Raw genomic sequence first — 25,531 nt, 5'->3', positions numbered from 1 at the left:
GTCTTGCCTTTGTTGTACTTAACACAGGTTTCTCAACCACACAACAGGCCAAAGAAACCATAATGTCAGGTCTAGAAGAGTCAGCAAGCAACGTTCAGATTTCAGGAAGCGTAGCTGGTGTTTATTCAATTGCTTCAACTACAGGTGGTGCATCTGGTGCAGTTGAGGATAGATTAAACATGATCTCAATTCCATTGAAAATCTCATCAGGAAGCAATCCTGTGAATCTAGCCGATGAAGTAACCCAAGTCAAAGTTTTGACTAACAGCATTTCTTATGAAGATGTTTTAGACAAAACTGTTTCTGGTGGTGCAGCAAATGAACTTACTTCATCTACAGATGTTTCTGCAGCAATAGTTGCAAACACTGATGCAACTGGTGATGTTCTAGCTGTAGGCGCAAATAATGTTGCAGCTCCAGTACATGCTGGTGCAACTGCCGGTATGATTTACTTTACAAGTAACTCAGATGCTGACTCTCATTTAGAGAAAGGTGAAAATGCAGTCCTTACAATCGTCTTTGCAGATGGTGAAGGACCAGGACACAATGAGCCAATCCACATCGAATTACTTGGTGAACAAGGCGCAGTACTCTCTATTGACCGATTCATCCCAGCACTAATTGCTGGTGACACATACTATGATCTAGGATAGTCACCAAACAAGATAGACTGATTTTTTTATTTTTTTTAGACTTTGAAAAAATCTGGTGTTAATTGTATTTGTTATTTTTAACATCTTGAAACCACTCTCTAAAAAACATAAAATTGTTTTCCATATGTAAATAAAATAAATAATTTATCTTACTAAATTCTTGATATAATTAAAAACTATATCATGTGGAGATGTATACTGTTTCTCCGATGATATACAAGGTTTGTTCTTGAACTCTTTACCTAGGCTTAGTTCGGCGTTACCTCAAACACGCTTACTTTAACTACTTTAACCTATACTAAAAGAAACTGTATGTTCATTTTATACAAATATTTTTTAAATCTTAGTTCATAATTGATGTAATTGTATTATCTTTTAAAATATAATGATTCCATGGTATCATTTGGAAAGAAACTCAAAACTTTACAAAACAATCTAGACATACATCCAAGCACTTGATACCTACTTTTATTTAAAATATTAAATTAGTTTTAGAATTAAATTTTAACAATTAATCATTTAACGAATTGAAAATCTCTTCGTACTTTGGTTCTACTAGTGGATCATCTGATATCCAAGAGTATGCTATTTTGTTATCTTTAATTACAAATACAGAACGTTTTGCAGCATTATAGTTTTTAATATGTAACAAGTCGGGCATTAATACTCCGTATGCATTAATTGCAGAGCGAGTAAAATCTGCAAGTATTGGGTATGTGATGTTGTGTTTTGTCGCAAATTCTTTATTTGCAAATGGGCCATCATTACTTATCCCTATAATTTGTGCTCCTGCATCTTTTATCTTTGACCATTTATCTCTAAATGTACACATTTCAGTTTCACAAACAGGTGAACTTGCAGCAACAAAAAATGATATTACATATTTATCTCCAAATTCATCTGATTTTCTAATTTTTAAATCAGTGTCATACAACTCAAATGATGGTGCAACATCTCCAATGGATACCATAATGTGTATCTGATCTTTTTCTTAATATTTTTTTCCAATACGTGATTTTTTTAACATTTCTTAATTTTTTTTAATCTATGTGTAGGTTAAAAATTTCTATTTTGTTACACTTGTTTTTTTGTACCTGTGTTTTTTAGATTATTTGGGAATATGATCTATTTTACTCCTGTTTTTACTTTCCTTGCATTTTAAATTGTTACATGTCTCAATATGTTGCTCCAAATACCTCCAGAATATTTTTAGTTTGATTACTGTGTTTTTATTTATATACAAAATCATTTTATAATACTTTTTATGTTAACCTGACATGACAACATTAACTGAAGATATGAAGTCTTTAGTCAACACTCAAAAAATGGGTTTTGTGGCAACTGTTTCTTCTGATGGATCTCCAAATCTATCACCAAAGGGAACCACTCTTACATTTGATGATGAAACCTTGGTTTTTTCATTGATAAACTCTGACAATACGTTGACGAATCTGAAATCCAATCCTAAAGTGGAGATTAATGTAGTTGATCCACAAGAACAAAAAGGATTCAAGTTTAGTGGAGATGCAACAATTCACACTGAAGGTGAACAACTAGACAAGGCAGTTTCAATGTACAAAGATAATGGTGTTACAAACATCAATACCATTGTACTGGTTAAAGTAAATTCTGCAGTTGAACTTGCTTCACCAAAATATGATGCATAGTCAATAACTTGTTTTATTTTTTTATTTGAAATAAAAAAAAAATGCCTTTGTATTATGAAATGATTTTGGCGGACATACCATTTCTGGCATGCCTCCAAATCATCACAACACTTTGAAGCATACGTGCATAACAAGTATGCTGGCATATTTTTATTTGTCTTTGGGGTTATAGTATATGGTATGTGTGTATTAAACACACAATGTCATAGTCATATGTTCAAACTAAACACACAACAGATCTGTAAAATGTTCAAACTAAACACACAACAGATCTGTAAAATGTTCAAACTAAACACACCACACCATATAGTCTAATAATTCCCACACATCATCATGACAAAATTGACCAAACGTCGTGGAGTACTCGGAGTCGAGTCTGCAATAGTTATGATTGCATTTGTAATTGTAGCTGCAAGTCTTGCCTTTGTTGTACTTAACACAGGTTTCTCAACCACACAACAGGCCAAAGAAACTATTATGGCGGGTCTAGAAGAGTCAGGAAGCAGCATTCAGTTGTCTGGCAGCGTTACTGGTATCTACACAGTAGATGACAGTAATGGAAATGCAAAATTAAATGCATTAACTATACCAATAAAAATAGCAACTGCTGGTAACCCAATTAACTTAGATGAAGCAAATTCTCAAGTTAAGGTTCAAACAAATGCAATGTCTTATGCAGATATATTGAAAAATACCTATCCTGGTAGTACTATGTACACTTCAACTTCTGCATTATTGACTGCAGCAGAAGGTACCCACTTTACAGGCAATCCTCTTGCAGCAACTGCATTAAATTCCGACACAACTGCTGGATTAATATCCTTTAGTAGCAATGCTGATGATGACTCTCTTCTAGAAAGAGGTGAAAACGCAGTACTCACAATTGTCTTTGCAGATGGTGAAGGTCCAGGACACAATGAACCTATACATGTTGAAGTATCTGGAGAACAAGGTGCAGTACTCTCTATTGACCGATTTATCCCATCATTAGTTTCAGGCGACAAATACTATGACTTGAGATAGTTATAGATTTTTTTCCTTTTTTTATTTTTTTAATGATTTTTAATTTATTTTGTATTGTTCTTTCATTTTGTTTCAAACGTTGTTCATAATGATCACACTTACGCATATAGAATAATTTGAATCAATAAAATCATGTTAATCATTCATAATGTATTATTGCCATTTGTAAATATGTGCAATGTGTTATGTGATTTCTCAAAGGTGGATGTGTAAAGTGGCACAAATGTCTTTTCTTTCTGATGGTAAACAAAAAATGAGATTGTTTGTAGCTGGTGCTGGACTTTTGATTTATGCACTTGTAGTTTATGATTATTTTCCTGAATTACTATCTGATGAAATTAATATTATTATGTATTTGATGATTCCAACAGTTAGTGTATTTGGTGGACTAGTTGCATTATCTAAATTTTTACCGTCTTCATTTGAACTAAAAACCTCTAATGGTTCTAAAAAAGAAACTAAAAAAGAAACTAAAAAAGAAACTAAAAAAGAAACTAAAAAAGAAACTGAGTCTGATGATGAACAAGAGTATGGTGGACAAAATGCAGAACTTGATGCTCTTGTAGCAGAAGCTACTGGCAATCCATCACCTTCACCTGATTCGTCATCTGCTACTGTGTCTGATTCTTCATCTTTAGTAATCCCTGCTGCAACTACTGTGATTTCTCCTTCTGTAGCTCCTCCTGCATTTGACGAATCTAAAATTGAAGAAATGGTCACAGATAAATTCGAACCTGTAGAAAAAACTGTAAACCTCGTAAAAAATGATATTGATGGTATTAAGGAAACTGTTGATGGATTGACAAATTCTTTTGAAACTACTTTAACTGATTTCAAATCATTTCAATCTGAAATTTCAAATCCATTAAACTTTATGAGAAAATATTTTGATACTATGGATATCAAAACATTATCTGATCCTACACGACCTTTACCTGGAATTGAAACTGTATCCATATCTGATGATGTAAATCCGTCTGAAGATGTTTCTCTTGTTAACACATCTAATCAAGACAATATTCCAAATTCTACTGATAACACTCATTCACCGTTACAAGATGCTGCTCCAGCTCAAGATGCTGCTCCAGCTCAAGATGCTGCTCCAGCTCAAGATGCTGCTCCAGCTCAAGATGCTGCTCCAGCTCAAGATGCTGCTCCAGCTCAAGATGCTGCTCCAGCAAATTTTAACGACACTATGATCTCTTCAAAACAACTTTCTTCACAATCACTTCAAGATGCAAATAAGAAAATAGAAAATCTTCTAAGTTTCTTAAATGATGATGATGTGGATTCTGTTTCTAAATCTTCTAAACGCCACAAGAAAAACAAAAAACAATCTAATGTGGTTACTCCTAATTCCTTAATGAAATATACTAGACTCAAGGAATTTTTAGGTTTTGACGACAAAGAATTAATTAAATTAAAATCTGACAAAACAAGAAATAATGCTGATTCTTTGGAGGTTCCATAACATTGGCATCTGTAGTAATTGCTGAAACAATTTTAATAATTGCATCTGTTGTAATTGCATCCTCGCTTGCAGGTGTCATGCTAACTAAAACTAACACTTTTCAATCTGCATTTATTGCATCTTCTGATAAACAAAAAGAGATTATTCTAACAGATATTGCAATTGTCTATGCATCAAACCCTACTAGTAATCAAATTGATATTTGGGTCAAAAATATAGGGATTCAACCTGTAACCTCTCCAGACTCTATTGATGTTTATTTTGGCAAAATGGGTTCAATGCAAAAAATTCCTTATGATGATAATTCAGCCCCAAAGTGGGTATTTTATTCAACTACGTCTGTTTGGAATGTCGATGATACTATTCAGTTAACATTATCTTCTGATTACTCACTTTCCAGTGATACTATCTACAACATTCGTATAGTTACTCCAAATGGTGTGTCCAGTGATTACATCTTTACGGCTTCTTAGGTGATATGTATTGGGATTTAGTACTGCAATGGCTGGTGGAATAATGTTGTTTGCTATGTTGAGTATGATGATGACAATGCCTTCTTTTCTAAGTAGCAGTCAGGAACTTGATCAAATATATAAACAAAAGTCATCTACATTATCTCATATTCAAAAAACTTCATTAGATATTGATTCAATTTCTGCAACACCAGTAAGCAGCATTATTGATGTATATCTAAAAAACTCAGGTTCTACAAAACTATACAACTTTGAAAAATTTTTAATTCTTGTTGATTATGATGCCAATATTTCTGGTACTTCTTCACGTACCATACATTCTTTTAATTATGTTGATTCATGTATTCCTACATCTGGAAACTGGTGTGTTTCTCAAATTGATGATGATATAGCAGATCCTGGATTGCTCAATCCTGATGAAACATTACATATTCAGATTGCTTTATCTAACCCAGTAATTGATGGAGGTAATTTAATTTTAGTTGTCTCATCTGATAAGGGAATTACTACTACAAAATCCCAGCAGGTGATCTCATGAGTCATTTAATAATTTCAACTGGAAATGAAGAGGTAGATAGACAAATCAGTGGAGGATTACCTTTTCCATCACTTTTGCTCATTGAAGGTGAACATGGTACTGGAAAGACCTCTCTTTCTGGATTGTTTATAGACGGACTTCTAAAGGGGAAAAAAAATGTGTTATTGATTACTGAATCCACTATACGTTCTTATCTTGCTAATATGAAATCAATTACATTTAATTTTACATTTAGTTTTTTACAAAATAAACTGACTATTCTTCCACTCCAAGTTTATGGTATGCAGTGGTCAAAAAACAATTCAAAAATGATCCTTCCTGTCATTCAAAGATATATGACTGTAAATTCCCCAAAAAACGATTGTATTGTAATTGATTCTATGTCTTTACTTTTAACCGGTGCTGATGATAGCTCAATTTTAGAATTTTTTACATTGTGTAAACATTTAGTAAATGATGGTCACACTGTAATTCTCACTTTACATCCTGACTCCTTAAACTCTGATATCTCATTACGAATCAAAGCTGCATGTGATGGTTACATGAAACTTGGCTCCACTACCGTTGCTGGAAAAGAAGTTAAAACTATGAATGTTGTAAAACTTTTAGGAACTGAACAGCAAATTACAAACAGATTCAGTTATGAAGTCGATCCAAACTTTGGAATTAAGATAGTTCCATTGTCTGCAGCTTAGGTGATATTATGTCGTTATCTATAACTGATCCAAATCTTCAAAAACATGTTGACAAAAAAACATATCTCAGAGAATACCTTGAATCTGTTGTAAAATTAGGTAACAAAATACCTGATTTTTACGATGAAATAGATCGTTCATTTAAAAAAATCAATAAACCTAGTTTGATTTATCCTATCAATGATGATTTATACATTCACATCAATTCGTTTCCTGCAGTTCTTGATGGATACAATGAGTATAAAATAATTGATCCCCCACCAGCTGAGCCTGATTTAACTCATTTAGTAGATGTACAGTTTGGAAAAGCAGCAGCTGACATGAAACCACCTTCAGAACGTAACGAACGATTCATGATGGTTGAAGAGTATTTGATAAAACTTTTACAAGTTTCTGATGAACCTGTGGATTATTCTAAATTTGAAATCGGAAAATCAAAAACAATACCTGTAACTTCTGACCTCTTTGACAGTTTGAAATATCATTTCTTAAGAAATCGTGTAGGTCTTGGATTGCTTGAACCATTTTTATCTGATCCACATATGGAGGATATTTCAATAATAGGTGCTGGAAATATGTTTGTAGAGCATAAAATTTTTGGTCCATTAAAATCACCTGTATGGCTAACTAATTCTGAAATTGATAATTTGATGATTGGAATGGCTGAACAAATGGGTAAAACAATATCTCATGCAAGACCTATAGTTGATGCTACATTACCTGAAGGTTCTCGTATCAACATTGTATATGGAACTGATATTAGTAGAAAAGGAACAAATGCTACAATTAGACGATTTGCTTCCACTCCAATTTCTATTACTGAAATTCTTAATTTTAAAACTTTGAATTCCTTACAAGCTGCATACATCTGGATGATGTTTGAAGTTGGTATGAGTTGTTTTATTTGTGGAGAAACTGCATCTGGTAAAACCACCACAACCATGGCACTTAGTTCATTTGTAAAACCTTCTGCAAAAATTGTGTCTGCTGAAGATACTCCTGAAATTACAATGCCACACCCTAACTGGATTAGTGAGGTGACCCGAAACACTGGCTCTGAGGCATCCAGTGTTGGAATGTTTGATTTACTTAAAGCTGCATTAAGACAGAGGCCTAACTATATTATGATCGGTGAAATCAGAGGTGCTGAAGGAAATGTTGCATTTCAGGCCATGCAAACTGGACACCCAGTAATTAGTACTTTCCACGCAGCTAATGTAAAATCACTAATGCAAAGACTTGTTGCAGAACCAATCAATGTGCCAAAGGCTAATGCTGAGAACCTCAACATTGCTCTGTTTCAAGGTGCAGTACAAGGGCCTGATGGTGGAATGCTTCGTAGAGTTTTATCCATCAATGAGATTGTAGGATATGATTCTGTAAATGACAATGTGATGTTTGTGCCTTTATTTACGTGGGATCCTGCTACAGACACTACGTCTTTTCGTGGACGTGGAAGTAGTGCGTTATTTGCAATGAAAGTATTACAAATGAGAGGAATGTCAAAAGCTGATGAACCATTACTGTATGATGAATTGGAAGGCCGTGCAAGAATCCTTGATCATTGGGCAGCAAACGGTATATTGAATTATTATGATGTATATGCTGAAATTTCTAAAGTTTTCAAACTTGGATGGAAAAATTACATGTTGGAGGAACAAATAGCTTGAACCTTTTTTCAAAAAAGAAAGAAACTTCAGGTGAACAAATAGTCCTTGGCTCAAAAAATAAGATTTCATCTATTCGTAAACTTGACACACAAATGGTTTACTTTGTGACTTTTTTATCTGCTTTAGCTTCTGGAGAAATAAGTCCTATTGATTTATTCAAAACTGCAGGAGTTGTAAAATATGGTGTGTATACTGACACATTTGATGAAGTGTATAGTTTTGGTGTTGGATGGCGTTATGGTGTAGCACATGCATGTGAGTTAATTGCACAAAAAACAGCAGATTCCTTGTTGCCTTTAAAACACATGTTGGTAAGGTTGGGACAAATTATTAGACTAGGTGATGATTTGAATTTATTTTTTACAAATGAATTAAAAACTGTTATGCATACATTTGAAATCGAATATGAGAAATCCCTTGAATCTATGAAACAACTCCTTGAAATGCATTACACTATGATGTCCAGTGCAGTATTCATGTTGTCTTCTGTAATTATTATGTCTATGATCTCTGGTTCTAGTGATTCTGAATCACAATTTTTGAGTGCCTTTTTTGGAATCATGGGAGGCCTTGCCACATTTGTATTTTTGATTTTTTTCTTATATCCGCGAGAAAATAACACAATTGAAACAAAACAAGACAAGAAAAAACAATTAATGATTCTTGCAGGAATTGGTGGTGCTGGTGCAGGAATTGGCATTGTCTTATTGGTTACAGAACTAATGCCTGCCCCATTAATTCCTGCCATTTCCCTTGGTGCTTTTATTTTACCTGGTATTATTGCAAAAAGAAAAGAATCTGAAATTAAGAAACTTGAACAATGGTATCCTACATTCATTCGACATTTTGGTGAAATCTATTCTGTTGTAGGATCTATGAGTGCTTCACTTGAAACTGTTCTTCGTTCAAATTTTGGACCTCTTAACAAAAATATTGTGGGACTACATAATAGAATTTTAAACAAGGTTCCTACTGAGGATGCCTTTGATTTGTTTTCTGAAGAAACCAAAAGCGTTAGTATAGAATCTGGAAATACCATTATGTCTCGAGGTATTTCTCATGGTGCAAAAATCAACCACACTGCAAATATGATAGGTGAAATTTCTTCAAAAATTAATGACATGAAAGAAAAGCGACAAATGGTTTCAAAAACTTTTGAGAACATCACTATCATGTTACATGTTTTGGCAATTGCTGTATTTGGTTTGATGAATGTATTGGTAAAATTCTTTCACACTATTTTAAGTGGTGTGGAAGTCAAAAATATGGCCATAGCTTTTGCCCCCATTGATCCTGGATTATTAAACACAATGATGCCTGTGATGATAGTTACTCTTACATTCATTAATTCATTTGCAATTAAAGCCGCTCAAGGTGGCTCTTTTCACACCGTATGGTTCAATGTTGGATTATTGGGTGTAATTGGTGCAGTTACAGGATATGCTGTAGGAATAATGGTTGAGGGAATGTTCTCAGACATTGGCATATGATTAATTTTTTTCAGTATTTGCAGAGTTTCCTAAAAATACCGACATGAAAATTGCACTCATTTCAAACCCTACCTGTGTTGATTGTTTGATATTTGCAGACAGACCAAAAATCATACTAACACAAGAGATGTGAATTTTTTATATTGAAATGTTAAAATGAATTAATTTTTTTATGTCACTACAAATTATATACAATTTATAAATTTTATATAATTGTGGTGACCTTATTCATTAATGGTAAGCCTGATAAAAAGAAATGTTAATGAAAAGACAAAGTACTATCTAAAGTATTCTTCTAGAAATATTTCTACACAGAAATATCTGGGAACTACAATTCCAAAAGATCTGAATGAACAAATGAAATCTTTTGAAATAGAGTCATACCGAAAAGACAAGTATGACTTGTTGGAAAAAATTCATCAAAATTACTTGTTCTATACTCAAAAAATGGACAAAAAAATACTTGAAAATGAACATCATGGATTTAAGATAAACCACACATACAGTACCCAAAAAATTGAAGGCAGTACTATGACATTGGGTCAAACCAGAAAACTTCTTGAATTTGGTCTGTCTCCACAAAATACATCGATAAAAGATATAGTTGAAGCACAACAGCTTGGCACGCTATTTGATTTGATGTTATCTTATACTAAGGATATTGGCGAAAAACTAATTTTATGCTGGCATGAAATGCTATTTGAAAAAACAGACACAAACAATGCTGGTGCTTTTAGAAGACAAGATGTACAACCATATCTTGGTAAGACAGAATATGTTTTATGGGGTGAGGTTCAAGAAAAACTACGTTCTCTGATAAAGTGGTATAACTCTGAAAAAAAGAAATTAAACCCAGTAGAACTGTCTGCACGATTTCATAACTCTTTTGAACTAATTCACCCATTCATTGATGGAAATGGAAGAATTGGAAGATTGTTGATGATCTTTATTTTACACAAAAATAATTATCCGATGATAGACATAACACCCAAGGAAAAACAGACATACATTAACAAATTAGAGTCATCTTATATGAAAAATGATGGGATGGTTTTTGTCAAATGGCTGGTATCAAAATATCTCCGAGATAATAAAAAATTCATAAAATAAATTTTGAAAAAAATCTAGTTTGATTTAATTAAAACTATGATTCTTACCAAAAGTCTTTTAAACAAAATTTGTTTTTTAATTTGTATTTTTTTTATAACCTGTTTTCAGGACTCTTTGTTTTTATTTATTATTCCTTGCAGCAGATTTGTTTTTACGTTATTTGCATTTTTAATGGACTCTCTTACTTTTTGTAACATTTCATCATCTCCTCGTTTTTCTACTCGTTTTTCTAACTCTTTTAATTGTCTGATTGCCTCCGGTAGAAAACTTAACGCCCATTCGTGTCTTTGCAAACTATCTCTTGGTTTTTGCAAATCCTCTTCATTGATTCTTTTCAATAAATTAATTGCTTCATGCATTTATCTTTTTTAAAAATAATAACTATTAAGTTATTTGGTTGTTTTGTACTGTCTAAGCATTAAAAATTTAGTTTAATGGTTTTTCTATCCCTGTTTATTTTACCAATTAAATAATTTATTTATTTAAAATAATTTTAATTCTAAAACAGTTTCATGATGTTTGTCCATTTTAAACACACTGAAATCTATATCTATCTTAAAATTAATCAGAATATGAAAAATACTTTTACCAGTTTAGGAGAAGATTTTGTCTTCTGTTAAAAGCGTCCTAGTTGTAGATGATGCAGCTTTTATGCGTGTTGTACTCAAAGATATTTTAAAGAATACTGGAATTACTGCTATCTTTGAAGCAGGTGATGGATTAGAAGCTGTAAAATCTTTCAAAGATAATCGACCATCTTTAGTGACTATGGATGTAAATATGCCAAAAGCTGATGGGATCCAGGCATTAAAAGCAATTTTGACTATAGATCCTACTGCAAAAGTTGTAATGGTAACTGCAGTAGAACAAAAACATGTTGTCGATGATGCTATGAAAATTGGAGCCAAAGGTTACATAACAAAACCATTTGATCGTGAAATGGTGTCGTCTGTTTTAAGTAATGTGTCAAGGAGTGCCTAAAATGCCTAGTCTGCTGAATGAAACTGAACGAGATGAATTTGGTAAAATTTTGTCCTCTTACATCAGTGAGAAAACAGCTTCTGCATTAAGTATGATGCTTGGCACAAATGTTGAACATAAACTACGTTCTGTAGTTCAAAAAGACCTTGTTGAATTGGATGATATCGTTCCACCTTTTGTAGACATGATTACTATGAATGGCGTACATTTGAATACTCAAGGCGATCTTAATGTAGGATTGTTATTTTACATGCCTCTTGATAGTGCAAAAAAACTTGCTTCAAAATTATTAGGTGAACAAGATTTGAAAGACTTGACTGAATTGGGACAATCTTCAATAAATGAGGTCGGAAATATTATGGCTGGTTCATTTTTTAATGCAATTTCTGACAAGACAGGATTTCAGTTAGATGGTGGAGTTCCCGGTTCTGGCATAAATGATTATCGTAGTCTTTTAGAACAACCAGCTGCAGAAATTGCAAGTGATACTGGCGATGTAATTGTCTCTGATGTGGTGTTATCTGGCGATGACGGAACAAAAATTCATGTGATAATTTTACTAAATACTGAAAATGCAAAAAAACTTTTAGCAAATCACAATTCTATGAATTGACTTTGTAGTGATATGGTGTGTGTGATTTGAGTTCATCTATTCCTGTCTTTGTTGTAAATGATTCTGCATATATGACTAATCTGATATCTGATATTGTCAAATCATCTGATGGAATGCATGTATGTGGTACTGCTATGGATGGAAAAGAAGCTATGGCTAAAATACCATTAGAAAAACCTCGTGTGATTTTGACTGACTTGGAAATGCCTCATATGGATGGTTTATCTTTAATACAAAATATTCTTGCAGAAAATTTGATTCCAATAATTGTTGTATCTAGTTATGCTAAAGAGGGTGCAAAAATTGTTTTTGATGCTTTAGAATTTGGTGCAGTAGATTATGCTCTGATTCCTGAAAATATTATGGATATTACATCTTTTTCTGAAGAATTAATAAATAAAATAAATACAGCTAGTAATTCAAATCCCGTCAAATTGATCACAAATAAAATCAATTCATTTCCAAAGAAAACATCTGTCGTATTAAATGATGAAATTTCAAAAACACTTGTAGTAATTGGTTCATCAACTGGTGGACCTAGTGCAGTAAGTAAGGTATTTGAAACACTTCCTGATGATTTACCTGCTTGTATTTTACTAGTACAACATATGTCCAAAGGATTCACATTAGATTTTGCAAGACGCCTTGACAAAATATGTCCTTTACATATCAAAGAAGCACAAACAGGTGACAAAATTAGAGACGGTACTGTTCTTGTTGCTCCTGGAGATTTTCATATGGTTGTAAATCCTGATGGTACAATATCTTTGGTTTCTGAAACAAAACGTTATGGTGTTAGACCATCAGTAAACAAAACAATGATTTCTGGTTGTGAACATTTTGGAATTAATACCATTGGTGTTATTATGACTGGAATGGGTCATGATGGTGCATTTGGAATGAAGTCAATTAAAAAACGAGGTGGAAAAACTATTGCTCAAGATGAAGACTCTTCAGTAGTTTTTGGCATGGCCAAATCCTCTTGCGAATTAAAAGCTGTTGATAAACTCGTCTCCCTTGAAAATATTAGTTCTGCAATAGTACGGACGGTAAATGACAATGTCTGATAACTCACAATATCGTGAATTATTTGTTCAAGAAGCAACTGAACATGTAGAAAGTCTAAATGAGTATTTGCTAAAATTAGAACAAGAACCAAATGTAAAAGAACATATTGATATTTTATTTCGTTCTGCGCATACCTTGAAAGGTATGTCTGCTACCATGGGATATGATCAAGTCAAAGAACTCTGTAAGGCAATTGAAAATGAATTTGATAAATTTCGAAAAGACGAATCTGTTTTATCTAATGATATGGCAAGTGTTTTATTTTCTTGTGTTGATGCAATCAAATTATTAATTACAGATGAAAAACATACTATTGATCTTGAGTTATATCTTTCTGCAATAAAAAATCCAGAATCTTCTACATTATCTAGTTTAGATGATTCTGCCTCAACATCTTCTTCAACTATTCGCGTAAAAATGGATTCCTTGGATTCTATAGTTAATTTAATTGGTGAATTGATGATTTCAAAAATGCGCTTATCTCAAACTCTAGATAATATGATGTCTGATGAATCACGTCAAGTTTTGATGAGTTTTGACAAAATTATCACCGACTTGCATTATAAAATGATGAAAATTCGTCTCGTTCCAATTGATCATATATTTAATCGATTTCCTAGAATGATTCGTGATTTATCTAATTCTCAAAATAAAAAAGTCGATTTAAAAATGGATGGTATGGGAATTGAACTTGATCGTACTATTCTTGATGCTATTTCTGATCCGTTATTGCATATGATTAGAAATTCCGTTGATCACGGATTAGAAACCCCTCAAGAACGTAAAAAGAATAAAAAATCTGAGATTGGTAATCTTTCTCTTACTGCATCTCATTCTGGTGATCGTGTTGAAATTACTATTCAAGATGATGGCCGTGGAATTGATGTTGAAGCAATAAAGAAAAAAGCAATTGAAAAACAAATCATCACTGAAGATAATGCCCAAAAAATGTCTGATAAGGACGTAGTTGGATTACTTGGAACCCCTGGTTTATCAAGTGCAAAAGAAGTAACTGATGTTTCTGGTCGCGGTGTTGGAATGAATGTTGTATTTTCTCAGGTTGAAAAAGTTGGCGGCAATGTTAAAATTTCAACGACAAAAGGGAAAGGCACAAAGATCATTTTGGGAATCCCACTCAGTTTAGCAATAATTGGAGGGTTGTTAGTTAAAATTGGTCAAGAAAAATTTGTCATCCCTATTTCTACAATTGTTACTACTGTTAAAGTTCCTCCCCAAGATCTTTTAGATATTAATGGATCTAAAGTATTTAGATTAAATGATGAAATAATTCCAATTGTAAAAATTGACGAAATTCTTGGAATAAAATCATCCAATTCTGATGATGTTTTAACTATTGTAATTGTTGAACGTGATGGCGCAAAACATGGATTGGTAATTGATTCATTTGACAAGAAACAAGAAATTGTGATTAAGAAACTTGATACTAATCTTTATGAAACACAACTGTTTTCAGATGCAACAATTCTCCCTGATGGCGGTGTTGCTCTGATTCTTGATCCTTCATTATTATTAACTTCGGTGTAGGTTTATGGCAATGCAAACTGAATCTGATATTATACCTTCTGTTATACGCATTGTGGAAAACAATGGTTTTTCTCTAAATAGATACAAAAAAACTTTCATTCAGAGACGAATTGTTTTGAGAATGAATGCATGTAAAATTTCTGATGTTTCTAAATATTTACAACTCTTAAAAACACCTGATGAGTTTGAAGCGTTTGTAAAATCTATTTCTGTAAATGTCACTTCTTTTTTTAGAGATGTTTCCCCTTTTGATACTATAGGGCGAAAAATTATTCCTGTATTGGCTTCTAGACCAAATTTATCTGGAGTATTACGTGTTTGGAGTGCTGGATGTGCTACTGGCGAAGAACCTTATTCTGTATCTATTTTACTTAATGAACGATTACGTCGTACATCACTAAATTATGAGATATTTGCCACTGATAGAAACCAAAAAGCCCTTGATCATGCATCAGATGGCATATACAAAGAATCTGACATATCAAAAATTGACTCTCTTTTCAAGGCCAGATATTTTACAAAATTTAATGCTGATTCTTATCAGGTATCTCCTCAAATACGAAAACCAATTACATTTAGACTTGAAGATATTTCTAAACCTACAACCAAAAAATTTGATATGATTTTTTGTAGAAATGTAATGATATACTTTGAAAAACAAGCACAAGATGTTGTGGTGAATAATTTTTACGATTCATTGAAACCTGGTGGATTTCTTGTTTCTGGAATGGATGAAGTTTTTGTAAATGAGAATTTTTCTAATTTATTTACTCCGTTTGATCTAAAACAAAAAATTTTTCAAAAAAGGGAAAAACCATTGAATTGACATTTACAGGAGTTTTTTTTAATGGATAAAATACTTGTTCCTATAGGTGGATTAAAAACAAATTCATCTTCGCATATTTTAACAACTTTTGTTGGCTCGTGTGTTGCAGTTTGTATGTATGACCCTCAAAATAAGGTTGCAAGTATGTCTCATGTAATGCAACCTACTAATGTTCATAATGTTGATATTGATACTAAAAGACTAGGAAAATTTGCCGATGAAGCAATACCTAACATGATTTCACAAATGGAAAGAAGAGGATCTGATAAAAAATCTATCGTTGCAAAAATTGCTGGCGGTGCAAAAACTTTTTCGTATGAATGTGAGGATGATGATAACATATACAACATAGGACGAAGAAATGTAGAATCTATAAAACAGTCATTAACCTTTCATAATATAGAATTACATTCTGAGGATATTGGGAATCAAAATGGCCGATGGGTTACTTTGAATGTTGATGATGGTTTGATTAACGTCAAAACAAAACTTGGAATAAAAACCTTGTAAACCTTGTGTGTGTAATTTAAACAAACATCTGTTTAGATATCCCTTATTTGTTTATAGTCTTAATGCCTATAGATCCAAATTTTCCAAAAAACCATAAAATTACTGGTCGTGTTTCTGATATATTGGATAAAAATTTCTACTATATTTGGGGCCCTGGTGAAAATAAAGAAGCATCTCAAAATGAGGATGTCATTAATGCGTATAAGGATCATGATGAATCAATTACGCCTATTGGAGTTCATGGTACTATTGTTGCAGTTGATTGGGATTCATGCGTTGCTCAAGGTAATTGTCTTGATGTTTGTCCTACTGATGTTTTTCAATGGTATAGGACTGAAAAAAACATCCCTGCAACTGATGTCCCAAAACGTACATTTTCAGGTCGTGGTATGATTGAACGAACAGGTCGTTTAGATAGAACTGATAAAGCTCAACCAATTAGAGAGATGGACTGTTCATTTTGTATGCAATGCGTACAAGTTTGTCCTACTGTTGCAATCAAAGTTGATCAATCTAACATGTCTGTTCATAAAAATTCTAAATTCCCATAAATTTTGTTCATTTTAAACAAACACTTATTCATGTACTCTTAATGTGATGATAAAACATGGAAAAAACACAATCATTGACTGCAAAATATCTAGACAATTCTGCTAAGAACACTGCTGATATGACTTGTTTATTGGCATTGGATGCTGCAGTTCAAAAACTTGTTTGTGGTGATTTATCAGATGTGTCCTCTAGAACATCTAGTTTAAAAGAACAAGCAAAACTAGAATCAAAGCAAATCAAACAATCTATCAAAAATGGTGAAACTGAGCTTCATACAACCAGACATCTAAATTATGATTCTAGAATGATCATAGATGAAATCAATTGCATGTTGTAATGTTTTAGTATTTTTTATTTTTCATATTTTTAAAAATATTTATTTTTGCCCTGTTTGTAATTGATAATACTATGAGAATTAAAACTAAAGTTTTGGTTAGCTTTCTTTCAATTTATTTTGTTATGGGGTTTTTTGTATGGATTTCTGTTAATGAATTATTTGAAAAACAACAAATAATTCAAGAACTTGATAATTTGAATTCATTATATGACAAAGAAATTTTGTTGTTTGATGGATTTGTAGATGATACGGTTGATTTTTCAACTGTTTTATCTACCCATAAATTAATTGACGATAAAATTTTATTTCTTAAAGAAAAAAGTTTTTCAGACATTTCAACTTTTCAAAAAATTGAACAATCAAATTTAAAAATTTATGGCTTTTTGGATGTTTCTCGTGATCAAAACATATTGCATCTTAAAGAAATCCAAAAACAATCTCTGAATGATTATGATGAAAAAAACAAAAATGTTTTGTCATACATTGATGATCGCAAATTCTCTGACTCTTCACATAAAATAATCAATAATTATTTAATTTCATTGAGTATTGAGAATTCATTACTTTATTCTAATGATGTCTTATCTGACGTTGAATTTAAAAATAAAAATAACGAATCTTTTTTGTTAATTAGTTCTTTAATTGATAATATCTTTAAAAAATACCTTTCTGAGTTTAATACCTCTACACATTATGATGTAATATCTAATCAAAAAGATCTTGCCCAAAAAATTTCTTCCAATTCTTTTCCTTTGATGACTACAAAAATTGCAAATTCTGTAAATGTTTTACCTTCTGATTTATTTGATACTACGACTTCTGAAAAAACTTTAATTTTTGCAAATTCTGTAGCCTCTGAACTTTCATTTCTTGACATTTCAAAGGATGATTCTAAATTTTTATTGTTTTTGTTTGATGTTATGTCTCAACATCAGCAAATGCGTTTCCATGCTGATCTGAATATTGTAACTAAATCAGATCTACAAAATATCGTCGATATTGATCTAAAAAATCAAAACACACAAATCAAAAATTATGTGAATACTATAAAATCTGACCAATTAAAACAAATTGATTTTATCAAAATAAAATTCTTGATAATTTTCTTTATTTTGCTTATTGGTGTTGCTTTATTTGGAATTGTTTTATCTAGGTCTCTTTCAAACCCAATTGAAAAATTACAATCTAATGCACTTCTTTTAGAGTCTGGTGATTATTCTAGTAATCTTACTACGTCATCATCTGATGAAATTGGGGATTTGACAAAATCGTTTAATTCTATGCGTCAGAAACTTTGGAAATCTGAAACGGAATTAAAATCAGTAATTGAATCTAAACAAAAAGAATCCAATGACATTATTTCATCTCTTGACTCCTCTTCATTTCTTATAGTTTTGGATTCTTCAGGGCATATTGTGTCTCTTAATCATCAATTCATGAAAAAATCTGGGTCATCTCAGGTAAATTTTGTTGGACGTCTTCTTGGTGATCTTTTAGATGATCCTTCTTTGTTTAGCCCAATCCTTATTTCTGCTCATCGTGGCGAAGTTTGGCATGGTACTTTAAAATTTAATTTACCTGTGACCTTTTGGATGAATGTATCTGTTTTACCTTTATTTGATGGATATTCTTCTCCTCAAAGATACCTGTTAATCGGTGTAGATATCACTCAAGAAATTGAAGATCTTAATCTAAAAAAAGAGTTCATAGATTTGGCAGCTCATGAATTAAGAACTCCTATACAACCACTCATGAATTATGTCAAATTATTAAAATCAGGTACAATTTCTCAAGATGATGCCCTTGACGGTATGTCTCGTAGCGTTACACGACTAAAACTACTAGTTGATGATATTTTGACAGTCAGTATGATTGAATCAAATTCTCTCAAGTATTCTATGAATCATAATAATATCAAAAATATTATACAATCTGTAGTAATGTCAAAGAAAACATTACTAAAACAAAAAAACATTGTTGTAACTGTAGATGTTGATGATTATCAAATTCCTTGTGATTCTGAAAAAATCAAATTAGTCTTTTCAAATATTATTGAAAATTCTATCAAGTATGGATCTGATATGAATAAAATTAAAATTGTATCTGAAATCAATGGTTCTTTCTTTAATATTTCTGTGATAGATTCTGGTTATGGGATTCCAAAACGTATGCTCCCTAGATTATTTTCTAGATTTGTCACAATGAACCCCACATCGGGTCCTGAAGGGGGATCGGGTTTGGGATTGTATATTTGTAAAAAAATTGTTAATGCTCACAATGGTTCTATTTCTGGTTTTAATAATTCTGATTCTGGTTCTACTTTTATTGTTTCACTCCCTTTAACTGATAATGTTTCAAACTCCATCCCTTAGAAATTTAAAACACGTTAAATTGTTTTATAGATAATTATTTTTTGCAATGATGTCTTGTTTAATTTTATGTATCTGATGTTTATTGTGTTTTGTAAATTGTTTATAATATTTTTTACAATGTTGATTAAAAAAATAGTTTGGTACAAGAAAAATTTTTGTACCTAAGAACATTTAACTAGTCTATTTGTTATCTGTCTTTGTTCTTTATCTTGTTTAGTATGTTCAGTTTGTTCATACATGTATGTGATTTATCGCTTTAAATTTTTGATATGTTTTGAATTATTTTCTAACTTTTTTGAATTTATAAACAGAATTATTTTAAAATTTTGAAATAGTGATGTTTTACCACAAGTCTATCTTGTAACTGATTTTAAGTTGATTGATTATTCTAGTTTAATTGGAAATCGTTGTACATACAAAGTATGGTAAAACATGAATTAGATTGGTTCAAAAGTTCTGCAGTAAACATTAAAGTCTAACACACTTAAACTGTGCATCATAAACCTTAGATGGAATATTTTAAATCACAATGATCTCATTTATTGTAAATTTGTAATTCATGCAATTAAATGACGAGTTCTGATTCTTCTTGATGATTTTTAATTTTATCAGAAATGGCCAGACGAATCATCATTTTATGTGTAATGTCCTTAACTGATGAATCTGATGCAACACTAAATGCTTCAACGATGTTCTGTAAAGTTATAATGCCTACCATCAATCCGTCAGAAAATACTGGTAATGCAGAGATGTTATTGGTTGTCATTGTTTTTGAAACATTCAAAATATTGTCTTCAGGTTTTGTCATGATGAGTGGTGTAGACATAACATCGCATAGCAACGAATCGCTTTTAACACAATGTTTGGAAACATCTGTGCTTGAAAACATCCCATATGGAAGTCCTTTTTTAGTAACTATGAGATGAGATGTATTTTTTTCAGATAACAAACACATAGCATCAAACACTGTCTTTGAACAATCAATGTAAGATACATCTAAAGTCATTATTTTTTTTATTAAAAGTTCAGACATGTTTACATCCTCTGGTAGTATTGCTACTGATTCCTCCTTTCAAAACAAAATAGTTTACAAATGTACTTGATGTTTGTATCATTAAATATCATTTACAAATAAAGATTATATCAGATCGTTTGTTTATAATGTACACACAGATTACAAGTTCAAAACAAACATCAATGCTTGAATACAGTACGCAGAAATTGCTAGATGTGGTAAATAATTATTCAGTATTGGTATAATTTCATAAAAATCCAAACAGTAAACCCTACATCAGAAAAAACTAATTTATGATTAGAAAATCATATCATTTGTAAATCTGTATTACAATAAAATAGAATCATACATTTATTTAAAAAAACAAATTGGTATGTTTAGGATAAACATACAGAACTATAAATGAAATGATGGAATATATCATTCCATGAATTTAGTTGTCAAGGATATTATGACTAGTGATGTAATTTCAGCTGAAGAAGATTTGTCGATTAAAGAAATTGCAAAGATTCTAAAAGAAAAATCTGTTAGTTGTGTCATTTTAACAGATAAAGGAATTCCAGACGGAGTAATCACAGAAAGAGATTTCGTTCGTCGGGTAGTTGCAGAAAATGTTTCTTTAGATATTCCAGTATCTGAAGTAATGTCGACTCAAATAGAATATGCAAAACCCACTGAAACTGCATGGGATGTTGCAAATAAAATGAACAAAAAACAAGTAAGACGAATGCCAGTAAGAGATGGAAACAAATTAGTTGGTATAATTACAGTCACAGATATTGTTCGTGCCTGTGGCATCACATCCAACTTGGAGGTACAGAAAATGACTCAAAAAATACTGCTTCGAATGGCACTTAAAAAAAATATTGATAATTCATAACGTTCAATTGTATTATGTTTATTAAATTGAACTAATAATACAACAAATAACCTATGTTTGTTTGATGGATGTTGATAATTAGATTAACTAACTAAGCATTGTAACGTAATCAAAGTAATTATTTGTTTGATTTTGCGTATACGTGAAATTATGTCCTTAAGGGATTGTTCTGAATTCACTTGTACATTGATCAATACAGTGTAAATTCCCTGTACTTGTTCTGCATTAACAACTCCTGAAATATTCCTGGTTTTATTACAAATAATATGTTCAGTTCCCCGTGAACATTCTAATGCTAAATACACATGTTTCAATGAAAATATAAAAATCCAACATAATATAGAATATAGTTTGATCATAATGAACAACACAAAAAATACCATTAAGGAGACGATTAAAAAAAGTGTGTTTGACAAAAATAAAAATTTGGTATCTGGATTTTTAGAGCACTCAAAATTTCGTATAGATTCACCAATGTCTAAATGTGTGGATAAAAATAAGAAAACCATAATAAAATTGATCAAAAGTCCATTTTCAGGTGAGATGTTTTTAATAAAACTATGTCCTCAATGTAGTATGAAACATGAATTTAAGGGAATAGAAGTTGATGTATTGAATATAAACAATATTGACAAAAAACTAAGGTTATGATGGATATTGACAATTATTAAAATACAATAAATTAGAAAATAAAATGATCCAAAAAATTAGAATAGTCTATTTGTTAACATTTGTAGCACTTTATGGAAGTTCATTTTTTGTAGGGACATTTTTGGATGTAAATGAATTAGAAAAAGAACAACTGATCAAAGAAATTAACAAAATTACAGAAAATATTGATGTTGTGGGCATTTTTTTGCATAATTTGGGAATTACGTTTGTAATGTTCATTCCAGGAGCAGGGGTTATTTGGGGAATAATATCTGCTATATCTACAGGTACTGCTTTTTCTGTACTATCTGCAGAAACATCAATTAATATTCATCCGCTAATGGCATTATTTTTAACGCCATTTGGGTTAATGGAAGTAGTATCCTATGGAATTGCAATGTCTCGGGGAACTTTGATTTTACTAGATGTAATAAAAAAGAAAAATCCTATAAAACAAATCAAAAGAACAATTCTAGAAATATTTCTAGTATGTATTTTGTTACTAACAGGGGCAATTTTAGAAATTACAATTATGAATCATGCCATTGAAATGGGACTAGAGATCATCTAAAATATCTTTAAGTTTTTTCAAATAATCTTTATGTTTTATTTCATCCTCCTGCATACGTTTTGATTTTTGATTCATGTTTTTTTCCATATCTAACCTACGTGATTGAAGTGATTTTAACATATTTTGTTTCTTGGAAACAAATCCGAGAAGATCCTCAAAATCTTCTTTTGATTTCTCAAAAGTTTTTTTATGTTGAGAAATTTTTTTAATTTCCTTTTCTTGTTGAATAATTTTATTTTTTTCAGATTCTATTTCTTCATCAATGTGTTTTTTTTCATTCAAAGTTTTTTGAATTTCTTTTAAAAGTGATTCTTGGATTTCCTGTTCAGATCTAATTTTAAATTCAATGTCTTCAGTTAATTTTTTATTTTTTTGTAGTTCTTTATCATAAAGTTCTTGTGCCTTTTCCATACGGGCTTTTGCAGTTGACAATTCCATTTCTGCGGTATTTTTTTTAATTTCTATGCTTTCTAACTCCAATTTTCTTGTTTGAACTTTGTCTTCAAGTTCTTTTTGCGTTTTTTTATTTTCTATGATTAAATCTTCGTAAGACCTACGAGAATCATTCATAAAATCAATCTCTTTTTGGATATTGTCTAATTTTTTATTATGTTCAATTTGTTGTTGTCCAAACTCGTTGATTTTTTCATCTATTCTTTTATTTTCTTGCTTTTGATGTTCAACAAGCATTTGATGTTCTTTTTTAGAATTTTCTATTGAATGCTGTTCATCATTAATCTTATCGTCAATTTGATCAAAAATATCTGATATTTTTTTGTGAATGTTATTTCGTTTTTGTTGCATAGTGTGTAATTCAGTTATGACGTCGTCATTTGAATTTGAAACAGATTTAATTTTAGAATCAAATTTCTCAAGATGTTTTTGTTTTTCAAGTATGGTTTTTGATTTATCTATTAAATTTTTTTCTAAATCAATTTGAGTTTTTATTTCTTTTTTCTTTTTTCTTGAATTCAACAATTGTTGCAAAATATTTTTTGAAGATTTTAATGAGTTTATTTTTTTGTTTAAATTACTCTGTGTTTTTTTTGTAGAATTTTCTACAATTTTTAAGGACGATTGTTCTTTATCTATTTTTGAACTTCTAGATTTTTTATTATCGTGAGATGATTTGATCAACTTTCTTGTTTGTTCATCGGTATATTGTTTTAATTTTTCAAGATTATCTAATTCGTCATTTGTTTTCAAAATTTTTTGTTCATTTTCATGTTTTTCTCTCTCAAGTTCAGAAATTGTAAAAGCAGACTCACTTCCTTTTTTTGTGACGATTTCATATTCTTTTCTTGTTGAATCATACAAACTGTGTTTTTCATTTAATTCTTTTTCATAATGATCTTGCTTAACTGGATCAATTGTTTCAAATACACTATCATTTTTTGAGGGATTTTCCGAGTTACTTTTGGTGTTGTTTTCAAGATTGTCAAATGAGTTGATCTCATTATTAATTACATTGGTAGAATCAACAAATTTCTCAGATTCTTGAAAATCTACCGTTTCAACAAATTTGTTATTTTGATTGATTTCTTGTAATTTTGATCTTTTTACCACTTCATTAAAATATGATTCATCAGATTCTGGAAGATCTTTCCCAGAATACAATGATTCAATAATGTATTGTATTCGTCCCATATCGCCCAAATGATGTTTTTTGACCAAATCGATATCATCAGATGTGTATTTCATCATGTTTGATGTGGAATTTCTTATTTAAATTTCATATTGTAAAAGATATTTTTTGATAATATTTCAATGATTTAGACTAGATTTGATATCATACATACAGATCAACAAATTATCTCGTATCATAAAATAATTTGAAACGCCATTTGATGGATATGGAGTAGAAAATGAATAAAAATAAAATTATTTTTTCATTAATCTCTTCAATCCTGAGATAAGGTCATCTAGTTGCTCTTTTGTAGGCTTTGCACTCAAAATATAATCTGGTTTACAATGAAGTTTATTTAACAAAGAATAAAATTTTGCATAATGAATAGAGTCAACAAAAACAAATCGATAAAACAGCATAATGCCGATAATTTCAATAGATTCTGCAAACCCTACTGTGTACATGTGTATTAACCATCCATCAAAAGCATCGTCAACTATTGCCATGGATGCTGAATATATGGGAAAAGAGTTTGCCATAGTGGAAGGAACTGAGAGAATAGAATTAACAATACTTGCAGTATCAAGATCACTATTGTCTACAAGGTAATTCAAATCATTTAGATTGTTTTGATGAGATAGCATGGAATTTTTTATATCTGAATATTGTGTATGACCCATCTGAACTGTATATATTTGTGAACCTAAAATAAGTACAAAAAAAATTGCTTGGCCGTATACTAGAATGGCTTTTTTCCCATATTGTACTTTAGCTAATTTTCTTTCAAAAAGATTGCCAAACCAACCAAGTTTCTTTTTTTTAATCAAAACAATCATTACAATTGAAATAACAAAAATTATCCCAAAAGAGCCAAACCAATCATCTGAAAAGTATGAAACAAATATCAGTCTTACAGGTAAGAATATTGCAGTCATAACTAGAAAAATCAATAAAGATTCAGCAACAGAATTAATTTTGAGTTTTTTCTTCATACTTGGGTTTGATGTATTAGGCATTTTAATTATGCTGAAAAAACAAATCACAAAGTAGAATTAAGTTAAAAAACAATACGCAACACAGATGAAAAAAATAATTTTTCAATACATTATACATGAGTCAAAAAATGTATAATTAAAAATAACAAATACAATTAACATCAGATTTTCAAAGTCTAAAAAAATAAAAAAATCAGT

At 30.9% G+C, this 25,531-nt stretch carries 26 protein-coding genes; 21 read left to right on the top strand and 5 right to left on the bottom strand.

Features of this window, described 5'->3' with window-relative positions; translation table 11 throughout:
• The coding region (locus AW732_RS00460) for a hypothetical protein (RefSeq protein WP_156416037.1) at nt 1-653 on the top strand (653 nt) is incomplete at its 5' end.
• Nucleotides 654-1,164: 511 nt separating this feature from the next.
• Here the strand turns inward: AW732_RS00460 and AW732_RS00455 are convergent.
• A complete protein-coding gene (locus tag AW732_RS00455; protein WP_253805516.1) occupies nt 1,165-1,623 on the bottom strand; it encodes a peroxiredoxin in 459 nt (152 codons plus the stop codon).
• A 307-nt stretch (nt 1,624-1,930) separates the two neighbouring features.
• On the opposite strand from AW732_RS00455, the gene AW732_RS00450 reads away from it, so the two are divergent.
• The 9 genes from AW732_RS00450 to AW732_RS00410 all read left to right on the top strand — a co-directional run bounded on the left by AW732_RS00450 (nt 1,931) and on the right by AW732_RS00410 (nt 10,790).
• Nucleotides 1,931-2,320, top strand: coding sequence for a pyridoxamine 5'-phosphate oxidase family protein (locus AW732_RS00450; protein ID WP_067956905.1), 390 nt, complete (start codon nt 1,931-1,933; stop codon nt 2,318-2,320).
• Nucleotides 2,321-2,653: 333 nt separating this feature from the next.
• Nucleotides 2,654-3,343 (top strand): archaellin/type IV pilin N-terminal domain-containing protein, encoded by a 690-nt coding sequence (locus AW732_RS00445; RefSeq protein WP_067956901.1) that lies wholly within the window; start codon nt 2,654-2,656, stop codon nt 3,341-3,343.
• A gap of 214 nt (nt 3,344-3,557) precedes the next feature.
• On the top strand, nt 3,558-4,814 hold the full coding sequence (locus tag AW732_RS00440) for a hypothetical protein (protein WP_172790353.1): 1,257 nt from the start codon (nt 3,558-3,560) through the stop codon (nt 4,812-4,814).
• A 2-nt stretch (nt 4,815-4,816) separates the two neighbouring features.
• A complete protein-coding gene (locus AW732_RS00435; RefSeq protein WP_067956895.1) occupies nt 4,817-5,287 on the top strand; it encodes a hypothetical protein in 471 nt (156 codons plus the stop codon).
• A 10-nt stretch (nt 5,288-5,297) separates the two neighbouring features.
• The gene (locus AW732_RS00430; RefSeq protein ID WP_067956891.1) at nt 5,298-5,825 is read left to right on the top strand and encodes a hypothetical protein; all 528 of its coding nucleotides are present in this window, start codon (nt 5,298-5,300) and stop codon (nt 5,823-5,825) included.
• A complete protein-coding gene (locus AW732_RS00425; protein WP_067956887.1) occupies nt 5,822-6,520 on the top strand; it encodes an ATPase domain-containing protein in 699 nt (232 codons plus the stop codon). The genes AW732_RS00430 and AW732_RS00425 overlap by 4 nt, the downstream gene beginning before the upstream one ends.
• Before the next feature lie 8 nt (nt 6,521-6,528).
• Nucleotides 6,529-8,190, top strand: coding sequence for a type II/IV secretion system ATPase subunit (locus AW732_RS00420; RefSeq protein WP_067956884.1), 1,662 nt, complete (start codon nt 6,529-6,531; stop codon nt 8,188-8,190).
• Nucleotides 8,187-9,680 carry a flagellar assembly protein FlaJ gene (locus tag AW732_RS00415; protein WP_156416035.1) on the top strand — a complete coding sequence of 498 codons (1,494 nt, stop codon included), beginning with the start codon at nt 8,187-8,189 and terminating at the stop codon, nt 9,678-9,680. Before AW732_RS00420 ends, AW732_RS00415 begins: the two co-directional genes overlap by 4 nt.
• A gap of 234 nt (nt 9,681-9,914) precedes the next feature.
• The gene (locus AW732_RS00410) at nt 9,915-10,790 is read left to right on the top strand and encodes a Fic family protein (RefSeq protein ID WP_067956879.1); all 876 of its coding nucleotides are present in this window, start codon (nt 9,915-9,917) and stop codon (nt 10,788-10,790) included.
• Between the two features lie 104 nt (nt 10,791-10,894).
• On the opposite strand, the gene AW732_RS00405 is transcribed toward AW732_RS00410, so the two are convergent.
• The gene (locus AW732_RS00405) at nt 10,895-11,149 is read right to left on the bottom strand and encodes a hypothetical protein (RefSeq protein WP_067956877.1); all 255 of its coding nucleotides are present in this window, start codon (nt 11,147-11,149) and stop codon (nt 10,895-10,897) included.
• A gap of 247 nt (nt 11,150-11,396) precedes the next feature.
• Between AW732_RS00405 and AW732_RS00400 the strand changes: the two genes are divergently transcribed.
• The 9 genes from AW732_RS00400 to AW732_RS00360 all read left to right on the top strand — a co-directional run bounded on the left by AW732_RS00400 (nt 11,397) and on the right by AW732_RS00360 (nt 19,594).
• Nucleotides 11,397-11,771: a response regulator gene (locus AW732_RS00400; protein WP_253805515.1), complete on the top strand. Its 375-nt coding sequence runs from the start codon at nt 11,397-11,399 to the stop codon at nt 11,769-11,771.
• A gap of 1 nt (nt 11,772) precedes the next feature.
• Complete coding sequence (locus AW732_RS00395; RefSeq protein ID WP_172790355.1) at nt 11,773-12,384, top strand: chemotaxis protein CheC; 612 nt, start codon at nt 11,773-11,775, stop codon at nt 12,382-12,384.
• A 26-nt stretch (nt 12,385-12,410) separates the two neighbouring features.
• Nucleotides 12,411-13,451: a chemotaxis-specific protein-glutamate methyltransferase CheB gene (gene cheB, locus AW732_RS00390; protein WP_253805514.1), complete on the top strand. Its 1,041-nt coding sequence runs from the start codon at nt 12,411-12,413 to the stop codon at nt 13,449-13,451.
• Nucleotides 13,444-14,997 (top strand): chemotaxis protein CheA, encoded by a 1,554-nt coding sequence (locus AW732_RS00385; RefSeq protein WP_172790354.1) that lies wholly within the window; start codon nt 13,444-13,446, stop codon nt 14,995-14,997. The genes cheB and AW732_RS00385 overlap by 8 nt, the downstream gene beginning before the upstream one ends.
• A gap of 4 nt (nt 14,998-15,001) precedes the next feature.
• Nucleotides 15,002-15,823 (top strand): protein-glutamate O-methyltransferase CheR, encoded by an 822-nt coding sequence (locus AW732_RS00380; RefSeq protein ID WP_067956869.1) that lies wholly within the window; start codon nt 15,002-15,004, stop codon nt 15,821-15,823.
• A gap of 21 nt (nt 15,824-15,844) precedes the next feature.
• Nucleotides 15,845-16,333 carry a chemotaxis protein CheD gene (locus AW732_RS00375; protein ID WP_067956866.1) on the top strand — a complete coding sequence of 163 codons (489 nt, stop codon included), beginning with the start codon at nt 15,845-15,847 and terminating at the stop codon, nt 16,331-16,333.
• 62 nt (nt 16,334-16,395) lie between these two features.
• On the top strand, nt 16,396-16,884 hold the full coding sequence (locus AW732_RS00370) for a ferredoxin family protein (protein ID WP_067956862.1): 489 nt from the start codon (nt 16,396-16,398) through the stop codon (nt 16,882-16,884).
• 56 nt (nt 16,885-16,940) lie between these two features.
• Entirely contained in the window at nt 16,941-17,222 is a 282-nt protein-coding gene (locus tag AW732_RS00365; protein ID WP_067956859.1) for a hypothetical protein, read from the top strand.
• 71 nt (nt 17,223-17,293) lie between these two features.
• Nucleotides 17,294-19,594: a HAMP domain-containing histidine kinase gene (locus tag AW732_RS00360; RefSeq protein ID WP_067956857.1), complete on the top strand. Its 2,301-nt coding sequence runs from the start codon at nt 17,294-17,296 to the stop codon at nt 19,592-19,594.
• Nucleotides 19,595-20,159: 565 nt separating this feature from the next.
• Here the strand turns inward: AW732_RS00360 and AW732_RS00355 are convergent.
• Complete coding sequence (locus AW732_RS00355) at nt 20,160-20,627, bottom strand: CBS domain-containing protein (RefSeq protein WP_067956855.1); 468 nt, start codon at nt 20,625-20,627, stop codon at nt 20,160-20,162.
• A 409-nt stretch (nt 20,628-21,036) separates the two neighbouring features.
• On the opposite strand from AW732_RS00355, the gene AW732_RS00350 reads away from it, so the two are divergent.
• Both AW732_RS00350 and AW732_RS00340 read left to right on the top strand, forming a co-directional pair.
• The gene (locus tag AW732_RS00350) at nt 21,037-21,489 is read left to right on the top strand and encodes a CBS domain-containing protein (protein WP_067956852.1); all 453 of its coding nucleotides are present in this window, start codon (nt 21,037-21,039) and stop codon (nt 21,487-21,489) included.
• Nucleotides 21,490-22,183: 694 nt separating this feature from the next.
• On the top strand, nt 22,184-22,711 hold the full coding sequence (locus AW732_RS00340) for a stage II sporulation protein M (RefSeq protein WP_067956846.1): 528 nt from the start codon (nt 22,184-22,186) through the stop codon (nt 22,709-22,711).
• Here AW732_RS00340 and AW732_RS00335 read toward each other — a convergent pair.
• Together AW732_RS00335 and AW732_RS00330 are read right to left on the bottom strand one after the other, a co-directional pair.
• Nucleotides 22,697-24,412 (bottom strand): hypothetical protein, encoded by a 1,716-nt coding sequence (locus tag AW732_RS00335; protein ID WP_067956842.1) that lies wholly within the window; start codon nt 24,410-24,412, stop codon nt 22,697-22,699. The genes AW732_RS00340 and AW732_RS00335 overlap by 15 nt on opposite strands.
• Before the next feature lie 180 nt (nt 24,413-24,592).
• Nucleotides 24,593-25,330 carry a hypothetical protein gene (locus AW732_RS00330; RefSeq protein WP_156416034.1) on the bottom strand — a complete coding sequence of 246 codons (738 nt, stop codon included), beginning with the start codon at nt 25,328-25,330 and terminating at the stop codon, nt 24,593-24,595.
• Nucleotides 25,331-25,531: the final 201 nt, after the last annotated feature.

Source organism: Nitrosopumilus sp. Nsub, from assembly GCF_001541925.1.
GTDB lineage: Archaea > Thermoproteota > Nitrososphaeria > Nitrososphaerales > Nitrosopumilaceae > Nitrosopumilus.
The sequence above is the reverse complement of the archived record's forward strand: the minus strand, read 5'-3'. Positions and strand labels throughout refer to the sequence as shown.